Source organism: Streptococcus mitis (assembly GCF_009496155.1).
Lineage (GTDB): Bacteria > Bacillota > Bacilli > Lactobacillales > Streptococcaceae > Streptococcus > Streptococcus mitis_BQ.
On sequence record NZ_WIJP01000003.1, the window covers coordinates 102,041 to 124,760 of the forward strand.

The 22,720-nt window shown below is 40.2% G+C and carries 34 protein-coding genes; 27 read left to right on the forward strand and 7 right to left on the reverse strand.

The genetic code is table 11. The features are described from left to right. From GEZ84_RS02680 to GEZ84_RS11045, 18 genes are read left to right on the forward strand one after another with little or no spacing between them, the layout of a single operon-like run. Complete coding sequence (locus GEZ84_RS02680) at positions 1-312, forward strand: phage head-tail connector protein (protein WP_000021220.1); 312 nt, start codon at positions 1-3, stop codon at positions 310-312. Then, the gene (locus tag GEZ84_RS02685; RefSeq protein WP_194252010.1) at positions 293-631 is read left to right on the forward strand and encodes a hypothetical protein; all 339 of its coding nucleotides are present in this window, start codon (positions 293-295) and stop codon (positions 629-631) included. The genes GEZ84_RS02680 and GEZ84_RS02685 overlap by 20 nt, the downstream gene beginning before the upstream one ends. After that, entirely contained in the window at positions 606-1,115 is a 510-nt protein-coding gene (locus tag GEZ84_RS02690; protein ID WP_153223401.1) for an HK97-gp10 family putative phage morphogenesis protein, read from the forward strand. The genes GEZ84_RS02685 and GEZ84_RS02690 overlap by 26 nt, the downstream gene beginning before the upstream one ends. After that, positions 1,115-1,483, forward strand: a complete 369-nt coding sequence (locus tag GEZ84_RS02695; RefSeq protein WP_153223404.1) for a hypothetical protein — start codon at positions 1,115-1,117, stop codon at positions 1,481-1,483. Before GEZ84_RS02690 ends, GEZ84_RS02695 begins: the two co-directional genes overlap by 1 nt. Before the next feature lie 2 nt (positions 1,484-1,485). Beyond that, the gene (locus GEZ84_RS02700) at positions 1,486-1,899 is read left to right on the forward strand and encodes a phage tail tube protein (RefSeq protein WP_153223405.1); all 414 of its coding nucleotides are present in this window, start codon (positions 1,486-1,488) and stop codon (positions 1,897-1,899) included. A 4-nt stretch (positions 1,900-1,903) separates the two neighbouring features. Next, the gene (locus GEZ84_RS02705; protein ID WP_153223407.1) at positions 1,904-2,284 is read left to right on the forward strand and encodes a DUF6096 family protein; all 381 of its coding nucleotides are present in this window, start codon (positions 1,904-1,906) and stop codon (positions 2,282-2,284) included. A gap of 38 nt (positions 2,285-2,322) precedes the next feature. Then, the gene (locus GEZ84_RS02710) at positions 2,323-2,673 is read left to right on the forward strand and encodes a hypothetical protein (protein WP_153223409.1); all 351 of its coding nucleotides are present in this window, start codon (positions 2,323-2,325) and stop codon (positions 2,671-2,673) included. After that, the gene (locus tag GEZ84_RS02715) at positions 2,660-6,346 is read left to right on the forward strand and encodes a phage tail protein (RefSeq protein WP_153223410.1); all 3,687 of its coding nucleotides are present in this window, start codon (positions 2,660-2,662) and stop codon (positions 6,344-6,346) included. Before GEZ84_RS02710 ends, GEZ84_RS02715 begins: the two co-directional genes overlap by 14 nt. Positions 6,347-6,357: 11 nt before the next feature. Next, positions 6,358-6,708 carry a DUF6711 family protein gene (locus tag GEZ84_RS02720; protein ID WP_153223412.1) on the forward strand — a complete coding sequence of 117 codons (351 nt, stop codon included), beginning with the start codon at positions 6,358-6,360 and terminating at the stop codon, positions 6,706-6,708. Positions 6,709-6,716: 8 nt separating this feature from the next. Then, positions 6,717-9,743, forward strand: a complete 3,027-nt coding sequence (locus GEZ84_RS02725) for a tail fiber domain-containing protein (protein ID WP_153223414.1) — start codon at positions 6,717-6,719, stop codon at positions 9,741-9,743. Continuing rightward, a complete protein-coding gene (locus tag GEZ84_RS02730; protein ID WP_153223416.1) occupies positions 9,740-9,940 on the forward strand; it encodes a hypothetical protein in 201 nt (66 codons plus the stop codon). Before GEZ84_RS02725 ends, GEZ84_RS02730 begins: the two co-directional genes overlap by 4 nt. 3 nt (positions 9,941-9,943) lie before the next feature. Next, positions 9,944-10,570, forward strand: coding sequence for a hypothetical protein (locus GEZ84_RS02735; RefSeq protein ID WP_153223418.1), 627 nt, complete (start codon positions 9,944-9,946; stop codon positions 10,568-10,570). Positions 10,571-10,579: 9 nt separating this feature from the next. Then, entirely contained in the window at positions 10,580-11,047 is a 468-nt protein-coding gene (locus tag GEZ84_RS02740; protein ID WP_124788523.1) for a hypothetical protein, read from the forward strand. Continuing rightward, positions 11,031-11,510, forward strand: a complete 480-nt coding sequence (locus GEZ84_RS02745; protein ID WP_153223420.1) for a hypothetical protein — start codon at positions 11,031-11,033, stop codon at positions 11,508-11,510. Before GEZ84_RS02740 ends, GEZ84_RS02745 begins: the two co-directional genes overlap by 17 nt. A gap of 4 nt (positions 11,511-11,514) precedes the next feature. Further along, complete coding sequence (locus GEZ84_RS02750) at positions 11,515-11,835, forward strand: hypothetical protein (RefSeq protein ID WP_153223422.1); 321 nt, start codon at positions 11,515-11,517, stop codon at positions 11,833-11,835. Then, a complete protein-coding gene (locus GEZ84_RS02755; RefSeq protein ID WP_228113008.1) occupies positions 11,832-12,560 on the forward strand; it encodes a hypothetical protein in 729 nt (242 codons plus the stop codon). Before GEZ84_RS02750 ends, GEZ84_RS02755 begins: the two co-directional genes overlap by 4 nt. A gap of 13 nt (positions 12,561-12,573) precedes the next feature. Then, complete coding sequence (locus GEZ84_RS02760) at positions 12,574-12,918, forward strand: phage holin (RefSeq protein WP_153223425.1); 345 nt, start codon at positions 12,574-12,576, stop codon at positions 12,916-12,918. Then, positions 12,911-13,774, forward strand: a complete 864-nt coding sequence (locus GEZ84_RS11045; protein WP_153223426.1) for a CHAP domain-containing protein — start codon at positions 12,911-12,913, stop codon at positions 13,772-13,774. Before GEZ84_RS02760 ends, GEZ84_RS11045 begins: the two co-directional genes overlap by 8 nt. An 89-nt stretch (positions 13,775-13,863) precedes the next feature. On the opposite strand, the gene GEZ84_RS02770 is transcribed toward GEZ84_RS11045, so the two are convergent. Together GEZ84_RS02770 and GEZ84_RS10675 are read right to left on the reverse strand one after the other, a co-directional pair. Continuing rightward, on the reverse strand, positions 13,864-14,043 hold the full coding sequence (locus GEZ84_RS02770) for a hypothetical protein (RefSeq protein WP_001233346.1): 180 nt from the start codon (positions 14,041-14,043) through the stop codon (positions 13,864-13,866). 134 nt (positions 14,044-14,177) lie between these two features. Next, a complete protein-coding gene (locus GEZ84_RS10675) occupies positions 14,178-14,333 on the reverse strand; it encodes a hypothetical protein (protein ID WP_194252013.1) in 156 nt (51 codons plus the stop codon). A 425-nt stretch (positions 14,334-14,758) separates the two neighbouring features. Here GEZ84_RS10675 and GEZ84_RS02775 point away from each other — a divergent pair, with 425 nt between their 5' ends. The 7 genes from GEZ84_RS02775 (at position 14,759) to GEZ84_RS02805 (ending at position 18,804) form a co-directional block, all read left to right on the forward strand. Then, the gene (locus tag GEZ84_RS02775; protein ID WP_000159607.1) at positions 14,759-14,932 is read left to right on the forward strand and encodes a hypothetical protein; all 174 of its coding nucleotides are present in this window, start codon (positions 14,759-14,761) and stop codon (positions 14,930-14,932) included. Next, entirely contained in the window at positions 14,929-15,708 is a 780-nt protein-coding gene (locus GEZ84_RS02780) for a replication initiator protein A (RefSeq protein ID WP_153223429.1), read from the forward strand. The genes GEZ84_RS02775 and GEZ84_RS02780 overlap by 4 nt, the downstream gene beginning before the upstream one ends. Positions 15,709-15,806: 98 nt before the next feature. Then, positions 15,807-17,162: a DNA (cytosine-5-)-methyltransferase gene (gene dcm, locus GEZ84_RS02785; protein ID WP_000668587.1), complete on the forward strand. Its 1,356-nt coding sequence runs from the start codon at positions 15,807-15,809 to the stop codon at positions 17,160-17,162. After that, a complete protein-coding gene (locus GEZ84_RS02790) occupies positions 17,146-17,595 on the forward strand; it encodes a hypothetical protein (RefSeq protein ID WP_000645892.1) in 450 nt (149 codons plus the stop codon). The genes dcm and GEZ84_RS02790 overlap by 17 nt, the downstream gene beginning before the upstream one ends. Then, positions 17,588-17,968 (forward strand): arsenate reductase family protein, encoded by a 381-nt coding sequence (locus tag GEZ84_RS02795; RefSeq protein WP_000566534.1) that lies wholly within the window; start codon positions 17,588-17,590, stop codon positions 17,966-17,968. The genes GEZ84_RS02790 and GEZ84_RS02795 overlap by 8 nt, the downstream gene beginning before the upstream one ends. Before the next feature lie 12 nt (positions 17,969-17,980). Next, positions 17,981-18,214: a hypothetical protein gene (locus GEZ84_RS02800; RefSeq protein WP_000840776.1), complete on the forward strand. Its 234-nt coding sequence runs from the start codon at positions 17,981-17,983 to the stop codon at positions 18,212-18,214. A 2-nt stretch (positions 18,215-18,216) separates the two neighbouring features. Continuing rightward, positions 18,217-18,804, forward strand: a complete 588-nt coding sequence (locus tag GEZ84_RS02805) for a CPBP family intramembrane glutamic endopeptidase (RefSeq protein WP_000821303.1) — start codon at positions 18,217-18,219, stop codon at positions 18,802-18,804. A gap of 176 nt (positions 18,805-18,980) precedes the next feature. Here GEZ84_RS02805 and GEZ84_RS02810 read toward each other — a convergent pair whose 3' ends face one another. Together GEZ84_RS02810 and GEZ84_RS02815 are read right to left on the reverse strand one after the other, a co-directional pair. Beyond that, positions 18,981-20,198 carry a tyrosine-type recombinase/integrase gene (locus tag GEZ84_RS02810; RefSeq protein ID WP_001291561.1) on the reverse strand — a complete coding sequence of 406 codons (1,218 nt, stop codon included), beginning with the start codon at positions 20,196-20,198 and terminating at the stop codon, positions 18,981-18,983. Positions 20,199-20,279: 81 nt separating this feature from the next. Beyond that, positions 20,280-20,483: an excisionase gene (locus GEZ84_RS02815; RefSeq protein ID WP_000814511.1), complete on the reverse strand. Its 204-nt coding sequence runs from the start codon at positions 20,481-20,483 to the stop codon at positions 20,280-20,282. Here GEZ84_RS02815 and GEZ84_RS10795 point away from each other — a divergent pair. Beyond that, positions 20,467-20,718 carry a hypothetical protein gene (locus GEZ84_RS10795; RefSeq protein WP_001845478.1) on the forward strand — a complete coding sequence of 84 codons (252 nt, stop codon included), beginning with the start codon at positions 20,467-20,469 and terminating at the stop codon, positions 20,716-20,718. The two genes, GEZ84_RS02815 and GEZ84_RS10795, sit on opposite strands and share 17 nt — an antisense overlap. Positions 20,719-20,943: 225 nt before the next feature. Here the strand turns inward: GEZ84_RS10795 and GEZ84_RS02825 are convergent, their stop codons facing one another. Beyond that, complete coding sequence (locus GEZ84_RS02825; protein WP_000857133.1) at positions 20,944-21,174, reverse strand: helix-turn-helix domain-containing protein; 231 nt, start codon at positions 21,172-21,174, stop codon at positions 20,944-20,946. After that, positions 21,171-21,593, reverse strand: a complete 423-nt coding sequence (locus GEZ84_RS02830; protein ID WP_000804885.1) for a sigma-70 family RNA polymerase sigma factor — start codon at positions 21,591-21,593, stop codon at positions 21,171-21,173. The genes GEZ84_RS02825 and GEZ84_RS02830 overlap by 4 nt, the downstream gene beginning before the upstream one ends. Positions 21,594-22,097: 504 nt before the next feature. On the opposite strand from GEZ84_RS02830, the gene GEZ84_RS02840 reads away from it, so the two are divergent. Next, on the forward strand, positions 22,098-22,451 hold the full coding sequence (locus GEZ84_RS02840; RefSeq protein WP_001227347.1) for a helix-turn-helix transcriptional regulator: 354 nt from the start codon (positions 22,098-22,100) through the stop codon (positions 22,449-22,451). 59 nt (positions 22,452-22,510) lie between these two features. On the opposite strand, the gene GEZ84_RS02845 is transcribed toward GEZ84_RS02840, so the two are convergent. After that, positions 22,511-22,678, reverse strand: coding sequence for a cysteine-rich KTR domain-containing protein (locus tag GEZ84_RS02845; RefSeq protein WP_000336323.1), 168 nt, complete (start codon positions 22,676-22,678; stop codon positions 22,511-22,513). Positions 22,679-22,720 lie beyond the last annotated feature (42 nt).

Below are 22,720 nucleotides of genomic sequence, written 5' to 3' on the forward strand. Positions count from 1 at the left end.
ATGTCTATAGAGTTGCTGAAGAAATTAACAGGCGAAGAAGATACTCAGCTTCTCATGTTGCTCCAAACGAGGGCTACAAATCTTATCTTGTCAGAGACTAATCGCACATCTTTGACACCTGCTTTAAGTCTTTTAATACCTGAGGTTGCTATTGAGCTCCACAATCGCTCAGGAGCGGAAGGAGAGCATTCTAGAACCGAGGGTGGTATAGCAGTAGTCTATGGAGAAAACGGCCTGTCTACGGGTCTTCTACAGCGTATCCGCATGCACAGATTAGCAAGGGTGGCAGGCCATGTTTTTGAAGCAGAGTAGACTGAAACCTTATCCGATGCGACGGTTTGAAAAGACTGTCACAGAGGAAGGTGTCGCAAAAGAAGGATATGCCAAGGAAGCTGAGACAGTCCGTCTTGAATTGTGGCCGGCTAGTAGCAAGTTGCAATCTGAATTGTATGGCGAGCGTGTCAATGATATTTTGAACGCAAATGCCAACAAGTCAGCTACTATCAAAGTGAAGGATGGTGTGTGTATAGATAGCCAGACGGAAGTGACTCATAGGATTATTTCTAAGAAGGTCTACACACATCATCAAGTTTTGGAGTTAGAGCGTGTCAGAGCTACTAGGGGCAGATAGACTTATAGCTAAGTTCAGAAGGCTATCAGATGTTACGCAACGAGACATCGTTTCAAAAGCGGTTCATCATGCAGCTAAAACTATTGTCCAAGCAGACGCTAAGAGACTAGCGCCAGGGAATAATGGGGAACTTAGAAACAGTATCAAAACTAGGGTCAAAATGGACGGAGGTAAGGCTATAGCAGAGGTTTACACCAATCTGCACTACGCTCCTTATGTTGAGTTTGGAACAGGACCAAAAGGACAAGCTAGCCATTCGGGTATCTCCCCAGAGGTTAGTGTGTCTTACAGGTCTAGTCCTTGGTATGTGCATGAAGACCAAATCGATGTAGGACCTTACCATTTTCAAAAAATTGGGGAATTCTACAAGATGTATGGTCAACCTGCCCAGCCTTATCTTTATCCAGCTTTGAGAGACAATCAAGAGCGTGTGTCTAAGAATATTTCGAATTATGTCCGTAGAAAGATAAGAGAACAATTATAATGATCAATATCAAACCTGTTATTTACAAAGAATTGCAAAAGGTCGCAGATAATGTGACTGATACTTATCCTAGCGATTGGGAAACTTTCCCAGTCGTTATTTTTTTAGAAGAACAAAACAAGCCCGGTGAATGGTTTGATGACCAAGAACAAAAATCATCTATCCGCTACAAGGTAGATATTTTTGATGATACCAGCACTAGTGATTTAGCTGTTAAAATCAATCAGATTTTTGAGTCTTTAGGTTTACGAAGAACCGACTGCCAAGATGTGCCAGACCCGTCTCATTTGAGACATAAGGTCATGCGTTTTGAAGGTGTCGTTGATTTAGACTCAGAGCTTGTTTTTCAATTTAGAATGGAGAATTAAACATGTTAGCAAATGGAATTACGTTAGCTTATGGTACAGCTAAAGGAACTTACACAAAACTTACAGGACTTAAGGAAGTACCTGAATTCGGTATTGAGCCTGAAAAAGTAGAGAACACTACTCTTGAAGATAAAGTCAAGAAGTATGAGTTCGGTATTGGAGACGCAGGGGAATTGGAGTACAAATTCTCTTACAAGAACGACGGAGCAACCGCACCTTATCGTGTATTGCGTACAGCGGCAGACAACAAGACAAAACTTTTCTTTGAGCAAACTTACCCAGATAACACTAAAGTTCGTTTTGAAGGTCAAGTATCTGTTAAGCTTGGCGGTGGCGGTGTCAATGCCGTTATCGAGTTCACCCTTAAAATTGCTTTGCAGTCAGAGTTGGAATTTACAGACGGTATTGGAGGTTAATTAAATGGCGTTACCTTACTCGATTTGGAAGATTAGCGATGAGAAAGAGTTGAAACTACGACTTTCATCTCATCAAGCAGCAAAAGTTGAAGAAAAAATCGGCATGAACTTACTGAAAATTTTTATGCCTGAGGCTGGCGAAGAGTTTCCTTTGCCTCCTTTGAAAGTTGTATTGCTCTTGATTCATGGAGCCTTGCAAAAGTATGAGAATGGGTATTCTCTTGAGGATGTCTATGATCTATACGATGAATACGTGGATAACGGTGGAGACCAAACAACCTTCATGACAGAGGTTTTAATGCCACTCTTTGAAGTATCGGGTTTTACTCCACGAGGAAGCAAGAACAAGAAAACTTCCAAGAAGAAAATGACAGTAGTCGAGTAATCTTGACGGTAACGCAGATTATTGAGAGGCTTTATCCTATGTTTTTGGACATTGGGGGTAAGCCTCTTGATTTTTGGGATTTAACGGTGCTTGAAATCAGGGAAATGATTGAAAGCTACAACCGTGTTAAAACCCAAGAGCGTAAAGAAAAGATTATTGACTCATACAGACTGTCTCAGATGATTTCCAATCACGTTTCTTTATTGTTATCCAAAGATGCTAAGGTCTTTGAGTTCTGGGAGTATGCGCCTGAATTGTTTGTGGAAGAACAGCAAGCGGTAGAACAGGAACGACAGAGACAAGCGCTTTTGTTACATAAGGAACGGATGCGTGAATTTGCAGAGAGACACAATCGAAAAAGGAAGGAGGAAATGAATGGCAACTCTTGACGAATTGAAAGTCATGATTGACGCTGAGATAGCGCCTTTCAGGAAGAAGATGAAAGAAGTCGAGAATCAGGTCAAGGAGACATCTGACCAAGTAAAGAATGCCACTGCCAAAGTTCGTGAACAGTCGAACTCTATCGGTAGTGCGTTTGGCAAGCTGGCTAAATTCGCTGGTTTTGCAATCCTTGGTAAGAAATTGCTTGATGTTGGGATGTATTCAGCGCAGACAGCTCTTGAAGTGTCAGCGTCTATGAACCAAATCAAGCGCCAGATGGGTGAGAGCTCGCAATCTTTCTTAAAATGGGTTAACGACAACGCCAACGCTATGAATATGGGTGTGGGTGAGGCAACCAACTACGGTGCAGTCTACTCAAACCTATTTTCTGGATTTATTAAAGATACGGATAAGCTAAGCGCTTATACAGCTAAAATGTTGCAGACATCGGCAGTTGTTGCTGAAGGTTCAGGTCGTAGCATTACAGACGTTATGGAGCGTATTCGCTCAGGTTTGCTAGGAAACACCGAAGCGATTGAAGACCTAGGAATCAACGTTAATGTGGCTATGATTGAGTCTACTGAAGCCTTTAAACGTTTTGCTAACGGACAAAGTTGGCAACAGTTGGACTACCAAACCCAGCAACAAATCCGCCTTATGGCTATTATGGAACAGGCTACTGCCAAGTACGGTGATACCTTATCCAACTCAGTCAACGGTAGTATCAGTCTATTTAAGTCTCTGATGAAGGACGCAGCATTGAACCTTGGTAACTCTATGTTACCGATTATAAATGCCATTATGCCTGTTTTGAACTCTTTTGCTATGGTATTGAAGAATGTGACGGCTAAACTCGCTGAGTTTATTGCTTTGATGTTCAACAAGAAAGCTACGGTAAAAGACGGAGTTGGTGGAGCAGTCGGAGACATGGGTAACGCCATGAAAGATGCTGCAGGCGGAGCAGGAGACCTTGCTGACGCTGTTGATGACGCTGGAGATTCGGCTGGAGGACTTGCTGATAATCTTGGAGACTCAGCCAAAAACGCTAAGAAAGCTGCTAAAGAATTGCTTGGTCTATTGGGATTTGATGAGATTAACATCTTGCAAAAACCAAAAGACGACGATGCAGGCGGTTCTGGTGGCGGAGGAGGCGGTGGCAAAGGTGGTAAAGGAAAGGGAGGCGGTGGCGGACCTTTCAAAGACATCTTGCCAGAAGTCGAGTTGACCGACATGGGCAACCAGTTCAAGAGCATTTTCGACGGCCTCGGAGATAAGCTAAAAGGGTTGTTTGACCTCTTTAAAAAAGGTTTTGATGCAGCGTTTAGACCAGAAGGTTTAGAACGTATCAAAGCTGCTTTAGAACGAATCAAGAAAACTCTTGAAGAAATAGCTACTGATCCAAGAGTTGTAAATGCCTTTAATCGCATGACCGAAAAAATCGCTTATGCTTTGGGACAAATCGCAGGTTCGTTAGCGACTATTGGAGTCGGCATCGGTGTACTTCTTACTGAAAGTATCGCTAACGGTCTCGAAAGGCAGAAAGAACGTATTATCAGGGCGCTAGTCGCTTTGTTTGACAATATTGGTAACATTGCAGGGGCCGTAGGGAATATCGCTCAGGCCTTTTCTAGTGCTTTCTACGACGTCATTACTTCAACTGGTGCGGTTCGTATAGGTAGTGCTATTGTGTCAACTCTATTAAGCTTGACATCTACCATTGTTGAAGTCGGTAGTAAATTATCAGGAAGTTTGTTTAAAGGTTTTGAAAAAGTCGTTGTGACGAGTGCTCCTAAAATTTCATCGATGCTTCAAAGTCTTTTAGACATTGTAGCTCCAGTATTTGAAACTATTGAGAGTGTTGTTGATAAGTTCGGTGATGGATTAAGTAGTGTCTACGATGAACATGTAGCCCCTGCTATTGACTCTATTGCTAATGCTTTTAACGGACTAATCGACATTATTCAAATTCTTTGGGAAGGAAGTTGGAAGCCTTTTGCAGAGTTCTTGTCTAATACGTTCGGCATCAGTATTGAAACTGTCGCTGATTTACTAGGCGGTATCATACTAGAGGCATTGAAGTTACTAGCTGATACAATTAAACTTGTAGCTGATGGTTTTACTGCTTTTTCTGACTGGTGCAAAGAAAATAAAGAGATTATCTCTGTAATTGCTAATGTGATTGGTACGCTTGCAACTGCATGGCAGGGGATTAAATTCTTGGCGTGGGCAGAACAAGCTGGAGGACTTGCAGGGGCATTCGAACTATTAAGTGGCAAGGTTTCATTTATTGTTAGCGGGATTAAAAGCCTAGGACTAGCTTTGAAAGCTTTGACATTTGATAAATTGGTCAGCTTCGGAGAAACCATCTATTTGAATGCGTTGTATGCAAAAGATTTTGTAGTCAATTCAGGTAAATTGATAGCTCAATTAGGAAAAACTGCTCTAGAACTCGGTAAATCAGCACTAGCTTGGGGTGTTCATGCAGCACAAATGGGGCTTGCAGCAGCGGCAGAAATCGCTCAATCGATTGCAGCAGGAATTGCAGCAGCTGCAACGTGGGCGCTCAATGGAGCTATTGCAGTCTTGACTAGTCCGATAACCTTAGTTATTGCTGCTATTGCAGCTTTAATTGGTGTAGGTGTCTTACTCTACCAAAACTGGGACACTGTTGTCGAGTTCGCTAAAACTGCATGGCAAGGACTATCTGATTTTATCAGTGGTATTTGTCAAGCAATTGGCGATTTTTTCAGTGGTCTATGGACGAAACTACAAGAAATCTTTGAGCCAATAGGTCAATGGTTTAGCGAAAAATTCCAAGAAGGTTGGGACGCAATTGTAAACATCTTCTCTGGTATCGGAGAGTGGTTTTCTGGTGTATTCCAAGGCGCATGGGACGCTATCGTTAATATCTTCACACCAATCGGCTCATGGTTCGGACAACGTTGGGCTGATGTGACTAATGCGTTGGCTAACATCGGGGCATGGTTTACGGACATGTTCCAAAAAGCATGGACTGGTCTAACCAATATCTTTAGCAAACTAGGTTCTTGGTTTGGCGAAAGATGGAACGATGTTACAAGTGCTCTTGCAAACGTTTCCGCTTGGTTCGGAAATATGTTCACTAGCGCTTATAATGCACTCAAGAATGCGTTTAGTTCAATTGGTGGCTTCTTCAGCGGTGTTTGGTCAACGGTTCAAAGTATCTTTGTTAACGCTGGACAAAAGGTTGGTAGTGCTGTAGGCGGGGCTTTCAGAAGTGCAGTCAATGCGGTTCTTGGCACTATCGAGAACGTAGTCAATGGTTTTATTGGCATGATTAACGGAGTTTTGGATACTGTCAGAGGTCTTCCAGGATTAGGATGGGTCGGTAGCGTTGGATACGTTAGCCTTCCTCGTCTTGCCCGTGGTGGTATTGTTGATAGTCCGACTGTAGCCATGATTGGTGAAGCTGGTAAAGAGGTCGTTATGCCTCTTGAAAATACTGGATTCTTGCAAACTATGGGGCGCGTAGTAGGTGGTGCGGTAGTCAATGCCTTGGGCGGTGGATTGCCACAATCCGGAGGCTTCAGCGGTAGTGGTGACATCGTCATCATGATTGGTGGACACGAATTGGGGCGTGTGGCCATCCAAGAAATCAATCGAGAACAAGAACGTGCAGGACAAGTCTTGCTTAACATTTAGAGGGAGGTAAAATGGCACGCTTAATTATTAATGGGGTGGCTGTTAAGCCTCCCAAATTTTTTCGAGTAGGTATTCAAGATATCGATGGAGAGACTGGGCGCAATGCGAACGGTGACATGGTGCGTGACCGTATCACGATTAAGAGAAAATTAGACTGTGAATGGGGTATGCTGACTCAGGAAGAAATAAGTCAGCTTTTAAATGCTGTGTCAGCGGTCTTTTTTGAGGTATCTTATCCTGATCCAGTAAGAGGTCAAACAACAGGGACTTTCTACGTCAGTGATAGGACGGCTCCAAGCTATACCTTCACCGAGAAGTTTAAACCTTGGTCTGGCGTCAAATTTAATCTGATAGAAAGGTAGGTTAGAGCATGGATATATTCAGACGACAAAAATTCAATGAAGCTATGTTTGCTAAGAACCGTACTCTTGCTATTAGAGTCGGCAATTACCAATCTAGTGACATCAAAGAAGCAAGTTTTGATTATGGCTATATCAAGGGTGACACTTATAAGCCAGGCGGAACATGTGCAGGCAGCGGTAAAATCATGTTCACAAGAATCATCACTACTTTCAATAAATTAGATAGGATTTACCCTGAAATCGGCCTTTTAGTAGACGGAGCCTACGAATGGGTCAAAATGGGTGAATATTTCATTAACGATATTGAGATTGACCGCAATCGTAAAACGACCAAGCTTGATTTAATGGACGGGATGTTCAAGCTTAACCGTGAACATGTAACGGACTTGACTTATCCAGCTGAAATCAGGCATGTAATCAAAGAGATTTGTCTAAAAACAGGTATTACATTAGCAAATGAATACATGGACATTGCATCCATGAATTACAGAATCGATCAGATTCCCAAAAATAAAAAAATGACATTCAGAGATATTTTGAGTCTTGCTTCTCAAATGCTCGGGATGTCTTGTTTTTTTAATCGAGAGGGTAAACTCGAAATCAAGGAACTGACTGACTCGGGTATCACAATTACAGCAGATAGCTACTTTATGCACGGATTGACCAAGAGCGAGATTCAGTATCAGATAGCTGGTATTTCTTGCAAAAAGGATAAAGAAACACTCACGGTCGGATTGCGTACTGGTCGCTCATTGGAATTGGATAATTTATTCATGACTCAATCGATTTTGGACAATCTTTATCACAAAATCAAGGATATTCGATACTATCCATTTAACTTGAACTACCAAGGCCATCTCTTACTTAATGTGGGAGAATGGGTGACTATCAAGACGAACACGGGTGAGACGTTCAAATCGCCAATATTAAGTCAATCATTCACATTTAAGGGCGGTCTGCGTGGTCGAATTAGTGCAGACAGTAAAGCTGGTAATGATGCGCAGTATTCATATGCAGGAAGCATAACGAAGAAGATTGTGCAATTCAACGAATTTGAAAAACAAATCCAAAATCAAATCGAAGAAGCGGATAAAGGTTTCGACCAAAAAGTCGCAAAAATCAAAAAAGATTTTAATGAACAATTCGAACTTGCCAAGGCCAAGGCCGAAGAAGTCAAGCAAGATATCTCAAGCGAAATCGACAAGAAGTTCCAGTCGTTCGATAATGCAGCAATCAATGAAGCTAGACGAAAGGCAGAAGAGGCCCTTCGTCAGTCTAGTGCCAATGCATCACTCGCTCAGGAAGCTAAGAATATTAGCGAGCGAGCGAAGACTCAACTTGATAATCTAAAGTCATCATCACAGACTGTTATTGAGCAGATTGAGTCGTTCAAGACTCAGTACGGCACTAAGTTAAATGAAGTTAAAAGCACTGCAGATGGTCTGTTTACTAAAATGGGCGCGGTTGAGACCTACATCAGCAAGGACGGTCAGCGACAAGAGAGCTTGCAACGTTATGCACGAGACGAGAGCGCTCGTCAAGTCAGCGCCGTACGTGAGCAGATATCCAGAGATTACGTTGGGAAATCAGCTTATCAAGAGGATGTGAGAGGTCTTGAACGTCGATTTAGTGCGATAAGCACGCAGACGAACAATGACATGGCTACAAAAATCTCTCAGTACAAGCAGACGGTCGATGGCCGATTTGCAAACCTTACCTCTCAGATAGCTGGAAAGACTAACCAGACGGATTTCCAGCGAGTTCGAGAGACAAGCCAGCTATATGAGCGCATTATCGGTAGCAACGAGAATGACATTTCGAATAAGGTCGCTCGCATGGCTCTGACGAGTCAGTTGTTTCAGGTTGAGGTATCTAAGAATGAAGTCCTAAAAACAGTTCAAAGACAAATCGCTGGCTCGTGGTCGGTTCGGAATATCAATAGTGCAGGCGATTTGATTTCAGGAATCAATCTGGGCGCTAATGGTCAAAATCGTATCGCTGGTAAACTGACTCATATCACAGGCGAGACTCTGATTGACAAAGCAGTCATCAAGTCTGCTATGGTCGACAAGTTAAAGACCGCTAACTTTGAAGCAGGTTCAGTCACGACTACGATATTAGATGCTGAGGCAGTGACCGCTGACAAATTGAGAGTAGACCAAGCCTTATTTAATAAACTTGTAGCAAATGAAGCTTATTTAAGTCTGTTATTTGCGAAACAGGCTTTCATTAATCGTGTTAGAAGTATTTCGATTGATGCGAGTCAAATAACAACAGGAACGCTAAGCGGAGATAGAATCTACGGAGGGACCATATCAGGTACTACACTGACAGGGCATACGAGGATTAATATTGGTGAGTATGGCTCACTTGATACTGTTAATGGAGGCTTGCAGATAAATGTGCCTAGTGCAATCAACTCAAAGGATGGATTGGGTGTCCAGTTCATCGGATCTTATGGTCGTGGGGAAAATGTCCCTTATGGATTATTCGTTTACAGAGACGATGATATAACACGAGGGGGTACTGCTCTCGATACAGATGAGTTTGTTATGACTGTACGAGGTTACATCAATACTAAAGGAATAGGTTGGCTGAAAACAGGCAAAGGCAAAGTAGGAAGTGTGACAACAGGAAAATTAGGGTTCTGGCAGTCGACCGTTGCGTTAGATTACGCACCAAACGACATTTACTACACATATAATGGTACTGCATATGGCTTGTGGGCTATTATAAAACAAACTTTTTCGGACAGCCGTTTGAAGGAGAATATTGTTGACTGTAAGCACAAGGCTCTTGATTATATCCAGCAATTCCAGTTCAAGGAATATGACTGGAAGAAGCAAGACGACAGACCACGACAAGCACACACGAAGATTGGTTTGATTGCTCAAGAGGTTCAAGCAGTGGATCCTACACTCGTCTATGAAAATGGCGACACGCTGAATCTAGACAATCTCAGATTGACAACGATGGCTCTCAAAGCAATTCAAGAATTAAATCAACGATTGGAGAAATTGGAGAAAATAGCATGAATGAAGCAATCAATCAGCTAGTGTTACAATCGCTAGCAACTAAACTAGCTAAAAGCGAGTTAGAATCGGCTCAAAATGAGTCGTTCTACCAACTCGCAACAAGTGAGTTAAAAGTAATGAACGAGGTCTTGGAATACGACCAGGCACTCAAAGAACTTTTCGAAGAAACAAAAGCAAAAATGCAAAAAGGAGAATAGAACATGACACAAACTTACGAATTAGCAAATGCCCCTTACTATCGTCAACCTGAAAACGTAACGATTGTTACAATCAAGAAAGAACATGGCCAACGCTATAGCTATGAGCAAGCAGGGTTAAGTGGTGACCGCACGCATGAAAGTCAGGAAGTGCTTATCCAGGCAGTTCTTGATGTTGTAAAAGCTGAATTAGACCCAGCGAGCGCAATCGTTCAGACACAAGCTAAATTGGAAGAAGCAACTCATCAACTAGCTGAAACTAAAGCGAAGCAGACTGCGACAGATGAAGCAGTTAAGCACAATCAAGAAGAAACTGACCGCTATGGTAAAATCATCCATGCAGTCGTTTTAAATGCCGTAGCAGGCAAGACAATCGCTTATGGAACTATCTACAAGGAATTAGTAGAGTTGATTCCACTTGCTGAGGTTGGCAAGCATTACATGGCTCATGACTTGATTACCATTGAAGACCCAGCGCACGTTGAAGTGAATGGTGAAGGTAAGCGTGTCTTGGTTCAGCTTAACCGTGAATTTACTTACAATGGCGAATCTGTCAGCGACTTTGCTCGTAACGGTCGTCTTGAAATGGATGGAACAGGCGCAGCATGGAAGTACGAGCCTAAGGAATAGAGGTGTTTTATGGACGTCTTACAATCAACAGAGCATTTCTTCATGAACGTGCTACCAGTTGCCACGCCGATTGTCGTGGCTTGGTTAGGCTATAAAATGCCAAAGAAATCCAAGGAACAGACAGACCAAATCATTTCAGAGTTGAATGATGTTAAAGTTAAAATCAAAGATGTCCAAGAAACTGCATGCGACAGCAACGCCAAAATTGACGAAGTTCAAGAGAAGCTGAAGTTACACGACGAGGCGCACCTTGTTACGATGAGGATGCGTCTTGATCGTGATATTCGCAGAGCTATTCGACGTGGATTTACCACAAAGGATGAGTTCTATGTAGTCGAAAATATGCACAAAAGCTATAAAGCTCTTGGAGGCAATGGCTACATTGACCACTTGTACAACAATTTTGAAGCATTGCAGATTAGGGACGACATCTTAGTTGAAGACGAGAAAGGAGCGCAGAATGGCTTATGTTCTTAATTCAACCAATCTCGAACAAGTGGACGGTGGATTTCTAGTCAAGCAAGGCGATGTGGCTTCCACATTTGCCTTTTCTTTGCTTGATGAAAATCATGAGCCTATTCCACAGCTTGAAGGACAAGAGGCATCTATCACGTTGACGAGAGGTCAGGAGCAATTACGCAAGACGGCAGTCGTGACTAATGGTGCAGTCGCCTTCAATTTAGGCATGATTTTACCTGCTGGCACATATCAAATCGAGGTAGTTGTTGCAGGGTATGTATTTCCCAGTGATGCCTTGACTCAAATCCAAATCACAAAATCGGATAAGAATCTGGTCACAGAGGAAGTTCATGCTCTTAAGGAGCTGGATATTGCTGAAGAAGTCAAGAAGCAGCTTGCAGGAAAAACTGTAAGTGGTGATGGCATAGTGAGTCAGGAATTTCCTGACTTGCTCTTTTACTATAATTTAGGAAAGGTGTAGAAATATGGACACAACAAAATTAACGGCATTCGCACAAGCGGTCGGAGTTGACATCAAGGAATTGAAACAACTGCTTAACGGCAAGATTGACAATGCGACAGTCACACAATTGATTGAACAAGCTAAAACCGCAGTTAAGAACGATATTTTAGGCGAGGGTGTTCCTGAAAACCTCAATACACTCAAAGAAATCGCTGAGAAGATTGCTGCAATGAGTGGAGATACTGAAGGCGCAGTCGTGCAAAAACTGGCTGACCTCGGTCGTCGTATTGACGAATTTGCCAATCTTGACTTGGTTGCAACCTATAACGCAGCGAAAGCGTGATTGTCATGAGCAATTTAGAGGAATTTGCTCAAGCGGTCGGTCGGGATGTGAAGGCGCTGAACCAAAAGCCTGAACCAAAGCTGACCTTGACAGGAAATACCATCGGCATTGTCGGGGGTAATAATGTCACTCTACCGATACCGGACAACGTAGGCCATGAAATCCGTGGCACAGGTTCACCAGAAGGACGTATAACAGCCGAAATTGGAACAACCTATGTAGATGTCAATGTGACTAACGGGGCTCTTAAGTGGATTAAAGAGAGCGGAAATGGTAACATAGGCTGGCGTGTACTGATTGGTGACACAGGTTGGAGGACGTTGAATATCACTTCAAAATTATGGGACTCATTCGTAAAAATAAGACGGGTTAATAACCTAGTTACTTATCAATTTGGAGGGCTTCAATGGGGATGGTTTGGGGTTGTAAGACGTGGTGGTCAAGGCTATATTCTTCAAGAGTCAGATAGAGAAAGAAATTGTTATATCGTCCCTAGGTATAGCATACCTATAGGATTTAGAAGTCCATCGTCATTGATTGGTAACATATATAATGACAATGGGATTATATATGGTACATGGTATCTGGGAGGATATGCAGACCAAAATCATTTAAGGTTTCAGTTTTTAAACCCTGTACCAACTGACCGAGACATTGGGGATATCCGTGTAAGTGCCATCTCGTATATAACTGACGAGCCATGGCCAACAACATTGCCACAATAGAAAGGAAAAACACATGCAACAAATTAGTGAAATTATCGCAAACGGAGCAGTAAGCATTACAATTATTTTGCTTGCTATCGCAGTTAAAACGTTCAAGGAGTACCTCGTCAAAGAGGGTGGAGAAAAAGCTGTAAAAATCGCTGAAATTCTAGCTAAAAACGCCGTACATGCAGTAGAGCAGGTAGCCTCTGAGACTGGCTACAAGGGCGATGAAAAACTAGAACAAGCTCGTGATAAAGTCCGATCTGAGCTTACAAAATACAACATCAGCATGACTGACAAAGACCTTGATACATTCGTAGAGTCAGCTGTCAAGCAGATGAATGACGCTTGGAAAGGAGATGATGCGAATGTCTAAGAAACAAGATATGATTAACGACCTCATGGCTCACGCTGATGCAGGGACTGGGGTTGACTATGATAAGATGTACGGCTATCAATGTGCTGATGTGACGTGCTACGGAATCTACGAGTATTTCGGCACTCGTCTATGGGGAAATGCGATTGATTTGCTACGGTCTGCAGAATCAGCAGGCTTGCAAGTCGTATATGGCGCTCAATATCCAAAAGCTGGTTGGTTCTTCGTTAAGAACTTTGTGGCAGGCGATGGAGTGAATTATGGCCATACTGGTCTTGTCTATGAGGACTCTGACGGATCTACAATCAAGACGATTGAGCAAAATATTGACGGGAACGCTGATTTCTTGGAAGTCGGTGGTCCTTGTCGATATAACGAGCGCTCTGTTGATTCGATTGTGGGGTATATCGTGCCGCCTGAAGAGGATGAATCAGGCTGGAAGCATGATGACACTGGTTGGTGGTGGCGTCGTAAAGACGGCTCGTATCCTACTTCAAAATTTGAAAAGATTGCAGATACTTGGTATTATTTTGATTCTCTTGGCTATATGTATGCTGAGCGCTGGTTAAAACATATCGATGGATATTGGTATTGGTTTGATACTAGTGGCGCTATGGTTACTGGTTGGAAGAAAATTGGTGGATTATGGTACTACTTTAATCGTGATGGCGCTATGCAGACTGGCTGGGTGAAATACTATGAAAAATGGTATTACCTGGATGCCGTCAATGGCGATATGAAATCGAACACATTCGTACCTTACAATGGAGGATACTATCTGCTTCTTCCAGATGGTCGCTTGGCAGATAAGGCTGCATTTACAGTTGAGCCAGACGGCTTAATTACCACGAAATAAAAACAGAAAGACTTTCAAATTAGATTACACCAACCGCAGGCTCAGGCTTGCGGTTTTTTTGTTTGCAATAATAAAAACAGTGACCGAAATCACTGCTTATCAGTTGTAGCAAATTCATAAAGTTTTTCCGCTGTGAGAAGTGCCATTTTGTCCATGCTTGTTTTTCCTTTTCTGAGGTCAGAAACGGTAGTCCACGGAACTCCAGCACCTTGCGAAATAGTAGATGTAGACATCGAACTGTCTAACAATTCTTGAATAACTTTCCTCATCCTATTTGTCCTTTTTATTTTTTAGATAAATATATACATTGATTGCAATTATAAAAATAGCTATTGCACTGACCATTGCATTTCCTCTTTCTATTTGATAAAATAGAGGTGTGAGGGGCTTTCGCCCCCACCTCTTAGCGTTTACCTTTTCTTTTGCGGGATTTCGGTTTACGCTTTTTGTTTTGCCTTGCGACCGTTATTGCGGTCACTAGACTTGCGATAGCAGTTACTGTTTCAGGAATATTGTCTATTGCCTTTTCAAGTAACCTAAGCCAATCTTCTTTGTTCAATTTCATCACCCCCTTTCCTTATCTTGATTACATTATATCACGGTATACCGAGAATGTCAAGAGTTTTGATGAAGTTTTTTAAAAAAACAGGGGGCAAAAAAGGGGCAAAAGGTGTAAACTTTTGTGTTTTTATGGTATAAATTATATGTAAGGTATAACGCATAAAGGCTTATTTGGTAAGTTTTTTATCTTATCTCTTCCTATTTATATAGTAGAGTCCAGTTACTCTTAAATAAGAGGCATATACCAATTAGAATTCGGAATACTATAGTATCAGCCTTTTAGAATCGTGAACACATTTTAGAAACTGATAAATTAATTTAGTTTCCTACCAAAAATTAATTTGGCAGGGTTTTTCTTTTTAACAAATTTATCGTGGAGAACAATTGAATATTGTTCTCCTTTTTTTATTTTCAGGAGGGAAAATGACAAAAGAATTACAATCATCACGCTATATTGTCATTTCATTTTTAGTACGTGAAATGGGAATTGATATTGTTGAAGCCATCTCTCTGATGGCTGAATTAGAAAAAAGTGGCTTGGTTCGATTGGAATCAAGTGGAGATTTAATACTCAAAGAACTAGGAGGAGCGCTATGAAACGAATTACCGCAAATCAATACCAAACTTCAGAACGGTATTATAAATTACCTAAAATTCTTTTTAAGGATGAGAAATATATGGATATGAAGCTAGAAGTAAAGGTGGCTTATTCTATTTTAAAAGATCGTTTAGAATTATCTCTCAGTCGTGGTTGGATAGATGAAGAAGGGGCGGTTTATTTAGTATTTTCTAATTCTAAACTGATGAGACTGTTAGGTTGTTCGAAGTCAAAATTACTGTCAATCAAAAAGATTCTTAAAGAATATGACTTAATTGATGAAGTCCAACAGTCTTCAAGTGAGAAAGGAAGACTAGCTAATAAGATTTATTTAGGGGAGTTATCTTCTACCCCAGTAGTTAATTCTGACAGGCCTGGTGTTAAAAAAAGACTAGGGCAGGTTGAAAATGAAACGGCCCCCGTCTTACATTCAGCCCCTAGTGAGACTGAAGTTAGTGAGACTGAAGTTAGTGAGACTGATTCATTATTTATTGAGGATGAGGAGGATAGGAATACTCAACATATTTTGAAAAGAAAAGTAGAAAAGGTCACAAAATATGATCGAGATTATATTTGGGGATTGGTACAAGATCAATTTAGACGAGAGGGTTTTTCTGAAACAGCCAGTGAAATTGCTATGACTGATTTTGAGAGAATCTATCAGTATGCTCTTGACAATGTTCACTTTGTTAGACGTGCGGAAGTACTTGCTGAATTTGTGTTTAACGGCTTGTACTCTGTTTGGAATAACCGTGTTAGAAAAGGAGGTGGTTAAATGTCGCCAATCGAGTGGATATTAGTTATGCTCATTTTCATTTCAAGTGGTTTGACTCTTTGGACATTAATAGTCGATCAGAAAGGGGTAATCAAGAAATGAAATTTATTGATTTATTTTCAGGTATCGGTGGTTTTCGACTAGGAATGGAAAGTGTCGGACACGAGTGTATTGGATTTTGTGAGATTGATAAATTTGCTAGAGAATCTTATAAATCCATTTTTCAAACGGAAGGAGAAATAGAATTTCATGACATACGAAATGTTTCAGATGATGAATTTAAAAAACTTAGAGGGAAAGTCGATATCATCTGTGGGGGATTCCCTTGTCAAGCATTTTCAATCGCAGGAAGACGATTGGGATTTGAAGATACTAGAGGAACTTTGTTCTTTGAAATTGCTCGGGCGGCCAAACAAATCCAACCACGTTTTCTTTTTCTTGAAAATGTTAAAGGCCTACTCAATCACGATAAGGGACGGACGTTCACCACAATCCTTACCACACTTGATGAGTTGGGGTTTGATGTTGAGTGGCAGGTGCTTAACAGTAAGGATTTTGGCGTTCCCCAAAACAGAGAGAGGGTGTTTATTATCGGACATTCTAGAAAGAAAGGTACCAGACTCTTATTTCCTTTCAGACGAGAAGGTCAAGCAACTAACTCTGAGATTTTAAAAACATTAGGAAATTTGAATCCATCAAAAAGTGGAATGAGCGGTAAAGTTTATTATTCAGAAGGTCTTGCGCCAACCTTAGTTCGTGGGAAAGGAGAAGGATTTAAGATTGCGATTCCTTGTATGACACCAGACAGATTAGACAAGAGACAAAATGGTAGACGCTTTAAGGAAAATCAAGAGCCGATGTTTACTTTAAATACTCAGGATCGTCATGGCATTGTCGTTGTTGGAGATTTACCCACTAGCTTTAAGGAGACCGGTCGCGTCTATGGAAGTGAGGGCTTATCTCCAACACTGACTACGATGCAAGGAGGAGATAAAATTCCCAAAATACTGATTCCAGAACCAATCCAATTTTTAAAAGTCAGGGAAGCAACTAAAAAAGGATACGCTCAAGCAGAGATTGGAGATTCAATCAATTTGGAAAGACCAAGTTCTCAGTATCGGCGTGGTAGAGTTGGAAAAGGTATAGCGAATACGTTAACAACTAGTGGTCAAATGGGAGTAGTGGGTAGCTATGAAGGAGAAGATAAACAAGTTTATCATGTAGCTGGTGTCTTGATAGATGGACAATTTTACCGTCTGAGGATACGACGAATCACTCCTAAAGAGTGTTTTCGCTTGCAGGGCTTTCCTGATTGGGCTTTTGAAGCTGCGAGAAAAGTCTCTAGTAATAGTCAGCTCTATAAACAAGCTGGTAATAGTGTAACCGTTCCTGTGATTGCCGCGATCGCAAAGAAATTAAAAGAAATAGAGGAAAAAGATGAAAGCATTAAATAAAGAATCAATACTAGATTGTGATGAATTAGAAACAGAATTACATGATGCAGAAATCAAACAGCTGGATGAACAATTATTTTTGATGCCCAATTATCCATGTGAGTTTGAAGTAACATTTTTAGATGATTACCATAAAAAACACAACTACCCACTATTTTACGAGTCCTATCTTCAAAACGTTATGGAATTCCTTGAAAGTCAAGACATAAAGAATGGGGTTGATGCCTTTGTAGATGATAATCAGAATCTTGTTTTTGTTTTATATGGACAAGGCTATCGAGCCGAGGGAAAAGAAGGAATACTTACAACCCAAGTAACTGTAAAAGCTTATGATGAAGACAAGAAATCGATTAACTTCTCAAATTCATTAGATTCCTTAATCGTCTCAGAATATCAAATGGAACCGAATCTTTGGGAGGTCTCCCATGATTGATCTCTATCTAAGTAAAAATAGCCAAAGAAATCAACTTCTTTTGGATTTCTTTCAAAAGTATGGCATCGAGGTGTCTTGTCATTCGATTTCTGAAATGACAAAGGATAAATTAATTGAGATGATGAGCTATTCTTCAGATTGTTTTGAGTTTCTATCTCCCAATTTATTACGATTTAAGAACCGTGACAATCTAAGATTAACGGATTTCATTGAAATGATATTAAAAAATCCTGAACTATGCATCAGGCTTCCTCTTGCGGTTTCAAATAAGAGAGTTTATCCAAATCTGAATTTGGAAGAGGCTAGAGCTCTATTGCCAAGAGATACGAAACAATTGATTTACATGGCACAAACACATTATTTATCTAGTTAAAGGAGAAGCAATATGGCTGAACGATTTTGGGAGAACTTGTCCATTATTTTGGCTGAAAGAAATATTAGCTGGATTGAGTTAACCAGAAAAATGTTTGCGGGAGAGTTTCACTATCCAAGTGAATTGAATCGTTTGTATCAAAAAATACGCCACTACAAGATGGAACAACGAATGCCTCAAAGTCCATGGGTAGAAAGGATTGTGCAGGTATTAGATTTAGATTATGAAGATTTATTTCGGAGGTAACTATGAAAAGAATAATTCCAGTTTATATATTCCAACAAGTAAATGTCTTATTGGTATCCCTATACTTACTGAAATTGCTTTGTATTGGTGAGTTAACCATACTACAGATTCTCTATTGTGCGTCGCTCATTTCTTTTTTATGGATGTATGGCCAACGAAAACAAGTGGTCAAGGTCAATATGAAAACTAGGATGAAATGGCTTGGTATTGGATTCGTTAGCCTACTGATTATAAGCCTATGTTTTAGTCTGATTCATGCTCAAGGAACCACGAATCAAGCAAACTTAATTGGACTTCAACATCAGGTTCCTTGGTTTTCATTTTTATTGTTCTTAATCAATGCGAGTATGGTTGAAGAATTTCTGTATCGAGAAATTTTATGGAACCTGGTCAGAAAATTAGATATTCGAGTTGCTTTGACAAGTGTTTTATTTGCCTTAGTACATCATCCAGGAACCATTCTAGCTTGGTGTTTATATGTTTCACTTGGGATCTTTTTAGGGATGGTGCGCTATAAATCGGACTTATGGGGAAGTATGGGTCTACATTTGGTGTGGAACCTACTAGTTTATAGTTTGCTGCTTTTTTAGACAAACAAAGTATAAATTTCTAATTATCTTTTTATATTTTCTTAAATGCTCGTAAAGCCTTATTCTATGTGCTTTCGAGTATTTTTACTGTAGGAAGATACTTCACGTTTCTTTGCATATTTCCTCATGTCTTAGCTGTCAGAAGTGGTAAATAAGTAGTAAATTCATTTGTACTACTAAGCAACAAGACGCTCCTGTTGCTTCTCTTTATTCAAGCGTTTCATTTCTGCCATTGCAGAATCGAATGTTGCATGTGCGTAATAGTTCAGCGTCATGGCTATATTAGCATGTCCCATAATGTACTGTAATGCCTTTGGATTCATTCCTGCATTTGCATAGTTGGTACAGAATGTATGTCGCAAACTATGTGGAGTGATGTGTGGCAATTTATCCTCGTTATACTTATTGTATTTCTTAACAAGACCTTTCATCATGCCGTTGTAATCACTTGCCACTTTTGGATAGTTCTTTCTATTAAGAAAGAGGAAATCACTATATCCATCAATCTCAACACGCTTATCATTCTTTCGATTCGCTAACACTCGCTTAAATGCTTGATAGGCTTCTTCAACCATAGGAACTTGACGTTCGCCACTTTTGGTCTTTGGTGTTTCAATGTAGTACCCAATTTCAGTATCTCTCAATAGCTGATGGTCTATATTGACAAGACGATTCTCAAAATCTAAATCTGGAAGTGTCAAACCACCAAACTCTGAAATACGAAGACCTGTTTTTAAGAGTATCAGAATTTCATCATAATTTTTGCTGTAGGTTTTATCAGCTTTTGCAAAGGCTAACAGTTTTTCTTCCTGTTCTTCTGTTAGTACGGTCTTAGGGACAGTATCATCATCAAGAACTGCTTTCAGTTGAAAGTCAAATGGATTCTTCCGAACACAATCATCTTGTATAGCAATATAGAATGAAGCCTTTAAAGAACGTTTGTAGTTATTGATGGTTTGATAAGCATAACCATTTTCACTCATTCTAATAGCCCATTCTTTAGCGTCTGATGGCTTAATACTGTCAATACTTCTTACACCTAACTTGTCTTTCTTCAAAATATCCATAAGATATTTGCGTCCAGTTTCAGTGTTTTTTCTAACCTTTGGTCTTTGAGCGTTCTGTTTTGCGTAAAGCTGGCAGAGTGTCATTTTCTTTCCTACAACATCAATACCATCATGAATGTCTTTCTGTAACTCTGCGATTTTCTCTCTAAGTGAGATACAATCACGCTTTCCTGCTGGTACTCGGTCTGTAGCCACAAGTTTCCACGAGTAAACAAATTGCGGTTCTCCAAATGAATCTATATATTTGTATAAGTATCTTCCGTCTTTTCGTTGGCTCTCTCCAGTCTTTAAGATTCGACCTTTATTGTCACGTCTTTTTTCTGACATGGCATTTGCTCCTTTCCTTTATGGAAAGAGCCTTGATACGACTTAATACTATTTTATCATATACAAGACCCTTTGGCGACGCTAGATTGCGTCCAATGTATCTATAATTTTTTCAAATTGTTTTCGTTTAATCTGAATACGATTGCCATTCATAATCAGCCAATTTGCATTTTTATTTTCCTCTGCCAAGCGTCGTAGCTTGTTTTCGCCAATACGAAAATATTTTGACGCTTCTTCAATGGTTAGGGTATAACGTTCCCAAATAGGAATGTCAGTCTGCTTCATAAAATCCTCCTTTCCAAATCACTTATTTGGATTTCATAAAAGTTGTTTTACCAGCAATCGAACAGCTTTAGCAAAGCTCACGGGAGTTCCACCCCTGCATGGTTCTCATGTAGCCATACTCATTGCCTGCGACGGTTTTATCACGCTCGGACTATTGACTGTATGGGAGTATCATTATCACGATAAGAATGTCGTTGCAGGCAATCCTGCTAAAGATTGCTTCTCGGATCACTAACATGAATCGCTCGCTATCTTTATAAGATAGGTCATGGCGGTTAGTTCCGTTGGCTCTTTTCTTATCGAAACGTATTCGATTACTTTTATTCAGTTTTCAAAGAACAATGGCTCGTTAGCCTATCAAAACACATTGAAAGCTCAATATGCTTTGGTGGAATAACAAACCTCCCTGTTCGGGAAGCGTGGAATGGTTTAGCACGCTTCCACGAAAGGAGAGAGGATATTACTTAATTTCAAATGACAAAATCTTTGTAATCAGTCTGGTTTCCATTCTTCCACGTAAGACTTCATCAACGACCATACTTTGATTGCCATATTCATCTTTCATAAGTCGTAGGGAACGCTTCGTTATGTACCCTCTGTAATGATGTAGAATCTGGTTAATCGCTTCGGTATCGCCATCTGTTGCCTTTACAATGAGAGGAAAGGGAATCATAGGATATTGTGTTTTCATTCTTCAAATTCCTCCATAAACTTTTTAATTAAGGCTAGTCCACTGGTTCTATGCCGATAGACAGTAGAACGGTTCAATTTCAACAGGTCTGCAATTTCTGAATCGCTCATGTCCATAAAGTAAAACAGCAGTAGAATTTCACGTTTCTTGTCTGGCAACTCACGTAATGCTTCACTCAACAAATCATTTTCAACGCCTACTGATAACCCATTGAGTGTAAAAATCTGAAAGTCAGTTGAATAGTTATCTGTTGTCGCAAACTGGCTAACAAGATAATCGCCAACATCCGAAAAGGACACCTCACGCTTTGCAATCCTTGAAAGATAAAGCATATAATTCTTTCGCTCGTCTTCCATAGCACGTTTACAGATATAGTCAAACTGATTTTCTATTGTGGTCTGAAAAGAAGATGGTTTCATGTTTCTCACCCCCTTTCTGTCTAGGAAAGGAAGTGAGCCTTGCTCGTTTATCTCCTTTCACTCTTAGTCCCAATGTGAAAGGGGGATTTGTTGCATTACTGATAAATAAACTTTGTAAAAAAGTTCTGAATAGCCAAAAAAGCATATAAACAGATTTATTTCTCTGTTTACATGCTTCTGTTATTCTATCTATATGATTTATAAAACCACATTGGTGGACGTACTTATCTATTGCAGATAGACGACTTTTTTTGACAAGAACCCAATGTAAGGAAATTTATTGTATATGATGTACTTCATGGCGACGTTGACCTCCAACAAACCGCCATTTGGAAGTAATATACAATATTTTAACAGCGTAAATAGCACTACCATATAACGGTTTTTTTTATTGGCGTTTAGTAGTGCTTTTTATTAAATATAAACCTATAAACCATATAACACGTTTTTCTATACCTGTTTTTAATTCAGTAGGAACAATAAAATGTATAGAGGTGGTCTACTATGCGTAAAAAAGAAGATAAATATGATTTTAGAGCCTTTGGTTTAGCCATTAAAGAAGCTCGATTGAAACGAGGTTTAACTCGTGAACAAGTGGGAGCATTGATTGAAATTGACCCACGGTACTTAACTAATATTGAAAATAAAGGGCAACACCCCAGCATACAAGTTCTTTATGACCTTGTATCGTTACTTCATGTTTCCGTTGATGAATTTTTCTTACCTGCTAATAACTTGGTAAAAAGCACCCGACGATTACAGATAGAGAAATACATGGATAGCTTTACAGACAAAGAACTATCCTTAATGGAATCTTTAGCCAGCGGTATCAACGAAGCAAGAAACATCGAAGACTAATTAAAAGAATCCATACATAACGGAAAGAGCCGATAAAATGAGATTGTATTAATCTCATTTTATCGGCTCTGCGTCTTTGCGTCTGGCTCTGTAATCACAGTTACTTTGAACTGCTTTATTTCAATTAAATTTTCTTGTCTGCATTTCGGACAATAGAGGGGGAATTTTTTTAATTCAGTATCTTCCCTTATCTTTAATCGTGTTTTATTTCCACATACAGGACACAATATCCACTTGTAGTTTATAATAACTATCTCCTCCTTTACACT

Excerpts from the sequence above, each read along its gene's own strand:
- GEZ84_RS02695 (WP_153223404.1), top strand. The coding sequence starts at position 1,115 with ATGATCAATATCAAACCTGTTATTTACAAAGAATTGCAAAAGGTCGCA.
- GEZ84_RS02685 (WP_194252010.1), top strand. The coding sequence starts at position 293 with ATGTTTTTGAAGCAGAGTAGACTGAAACCTTATCCGATGCGACGGTTT.
- GEZ84_RS02750 (WP_153223422.1), top strand. The coding sequence starts at position 11,515 with ATGGACACAACAAAATTAACGGCATTCGCACAAGCGGTCGGAGTTGAC.
- GEZ84_RS02760 (WP_153223425.1), top strand. The coding sequence starts at position 12,574 with ATGCAACAAATTAGTGAAATTATCGCAAACGGAGCAGTAAGCATTACA.
- GEZ84_RS02815 (WP_000814511.1), bottom strand. The coding sequence starts at position 20,483 with ATGAAGCAGACTGACATTCCTATTTGGGAACGTTATACCCTAACCATT.
- GEZ84_RS02780 (WP_153223429.1), top strand. The coding sequence starts at position 14,929 with ATGAAACGAATTACCGCAAATCAATACCAAACTTCAGAACGGTATTAT.
- GEZ84_RS02730 (WP_153223416.1), top strand. The coding sequence starts at position 9,740 with ATGAATGAAGCAATCAATCAGCTAGTGTTACAATCGCTAGCAACTAAA.
- GEZ84_RS02700 (WP_153223405.1), top strand. The coding sequence starts at position 1,486 with ATGTTAGCAAATGGAATTACGTTAGCTTATGGTACAGCTAAAGGAACT.
- GEZ84_RS02735 (WP_153223418.1), top strand. The coding sequence starts at position 9,944 with ATGACACAAACTTACGAATTAGCAAATGCCCCTTACTATCGTCAACCT.
- GEZ84_RS02740 (WP_124788523.1), top strand. The coding sequence starts at position 10,580 with ATGGACGTCTTACAATCAACAGAGCATTTCTTCATGAACGTGCTACCA.
- GEZ84_RS02680 (WP_000021220.1), top strand. The coding sequence starts at position 1 with ATGTCTATAGAGTTGCTGAAGAAATTAACAGGCGAAGAAGATACTCAG.
- GEZ84_RS02805 (WP_000821303.1), top strand. The coding sequence starts at position 18,217 with ATGAAAAGAATAATTCCAGTTTATATATTCCAACAAGTAAATGTCTTA.
- GEZ84_RS02770 (WP_001233346.1), bottom strand. The coding sequence starts at position 14,043 with ATGAGGAAAGTTATTCAAGAATTGTTAGACAGTTCGATGTCTACATCT.
- GEZ84_RS02745 (WP_153223420.1), top strand. The coding sequence starts at position 11,031 with ATGGCTTATGTTCTTAATTCAACCAATCTCGAACAAGTGGACGGTGGA.
- GEZ84_RS02705 (WP_153223407.1), top strand. The coding sequence starts at position 1,904 with ATGGCGTTACCTTACTCGATTTGGAAGATTAGCGATGAGAAAGAGTTG.
- GEZ84_RS02825 (WP_000857133.1), bottom strand. The coding sequence starts at position 21,174 with ATGAAAACACAATATCCTATGATTCCCTTTCCTCTCATTGTAAAGGCA.
- GEZ84_RS11045 (WP_153223426.1), top strand. The coding sequence starts at position 12,911 with ATGTCTAAGAAACAAGATATGATTAACGACCTCATGGCTCACGCTGAT.
- dcm (WP_000668587.1), top strand. The coding sequence starts at position 15,807 with ATGAAATTTATTGATTTATTTTCAGGTATCGGTGGTTTTCGACTAGGA.
- GEZ84_RS10795 (WP_001845478.1), top strand. The coding sequence starts at position 20,467 with ATGTCAGTCTGCTTCATAAAATCCTCCTTTCCAAATCACTTATTTGGA.
- GEZ84_RS02795 (WP_000566534.1), top strand. The coding sequence starts at position 17,588 with ATGATTGATCTCTATCTAAGTAAAAATAGCCAAAGAAATCAACTTCTT.
- GEZ84_RS02810 (WP_001291561.1), bottom strand. The coding sequence starts at position 20,198 with ATGTCAGAAAAAAGACGTGACAATAAAGGTCGAATCTTAAAGACTGGA.
- GEZ84_RS02725 (WP_153223414.1), top strand. The coding sequence starts at position 6,717 with ATGGATATATTCAGACGACAAAAATTCAATGAAGCTATGTTTGCTAAG.
- GEZ84_RS02830 (WP_000804885.1), bottom strand. The coding sequence starts at position 21,593 with ATGAAACCATCTTCTTTTCAGACCACAATAGAAAATCAGTTTGACTAT.
- GEZ84_RS02775 (WP_000159607.1), top strand. The coding sequence starts at position 14,759 with ATGACAAAAGAATTACAATCATCACGCTATATTGTCATTTCATTTTTA.
- GEZ84_RS02790 (WP_000645892.1), top strand. The coding sequence starts at position 17,146 with ATGAAAGCATTAAATAAAGAATCAATACTAGATTGTGATGAATTAGAA.
- GEZ84_RS02710 (WP_153223409.1), top strand. The coding sequence starts at position 2,323 with ATGTTTTTGGACATTGGGGGTAAGCCTCTTGATTTTTGGGATTTAACG.
- GEZ84_RS02840 (WP_001227347.1), top strand. The coding sequence starts at position 22,098 with ATGCGTAAAAAAGAAGATAAATATGATTTTAGAGCCTTTGGTTTAGCC.
- GEZ84_RS02800 (WP_000840776.1), top strand. The coding sequence starts at position 17,981 with ATGGCTGAACGATTTTGGGAGAACTTGTCCATTATTTTGGCTGAAAGA.
- GEZ84_RS02715 (WP_153223410.1), top strand. The coding sequence starts at position 2,660 with ATGGCAACTCTTGACGAATTGAAAGTCATGATTGACGCTGAGATAGCG.
- GEZ84_RS02720 (WP_153223412.1), top strand. The coding sequence starts at position 6,358 with ATGGCACGCTTAATTATTAATGGGGTGGCTGTTAAGCCTCCCAAATTT.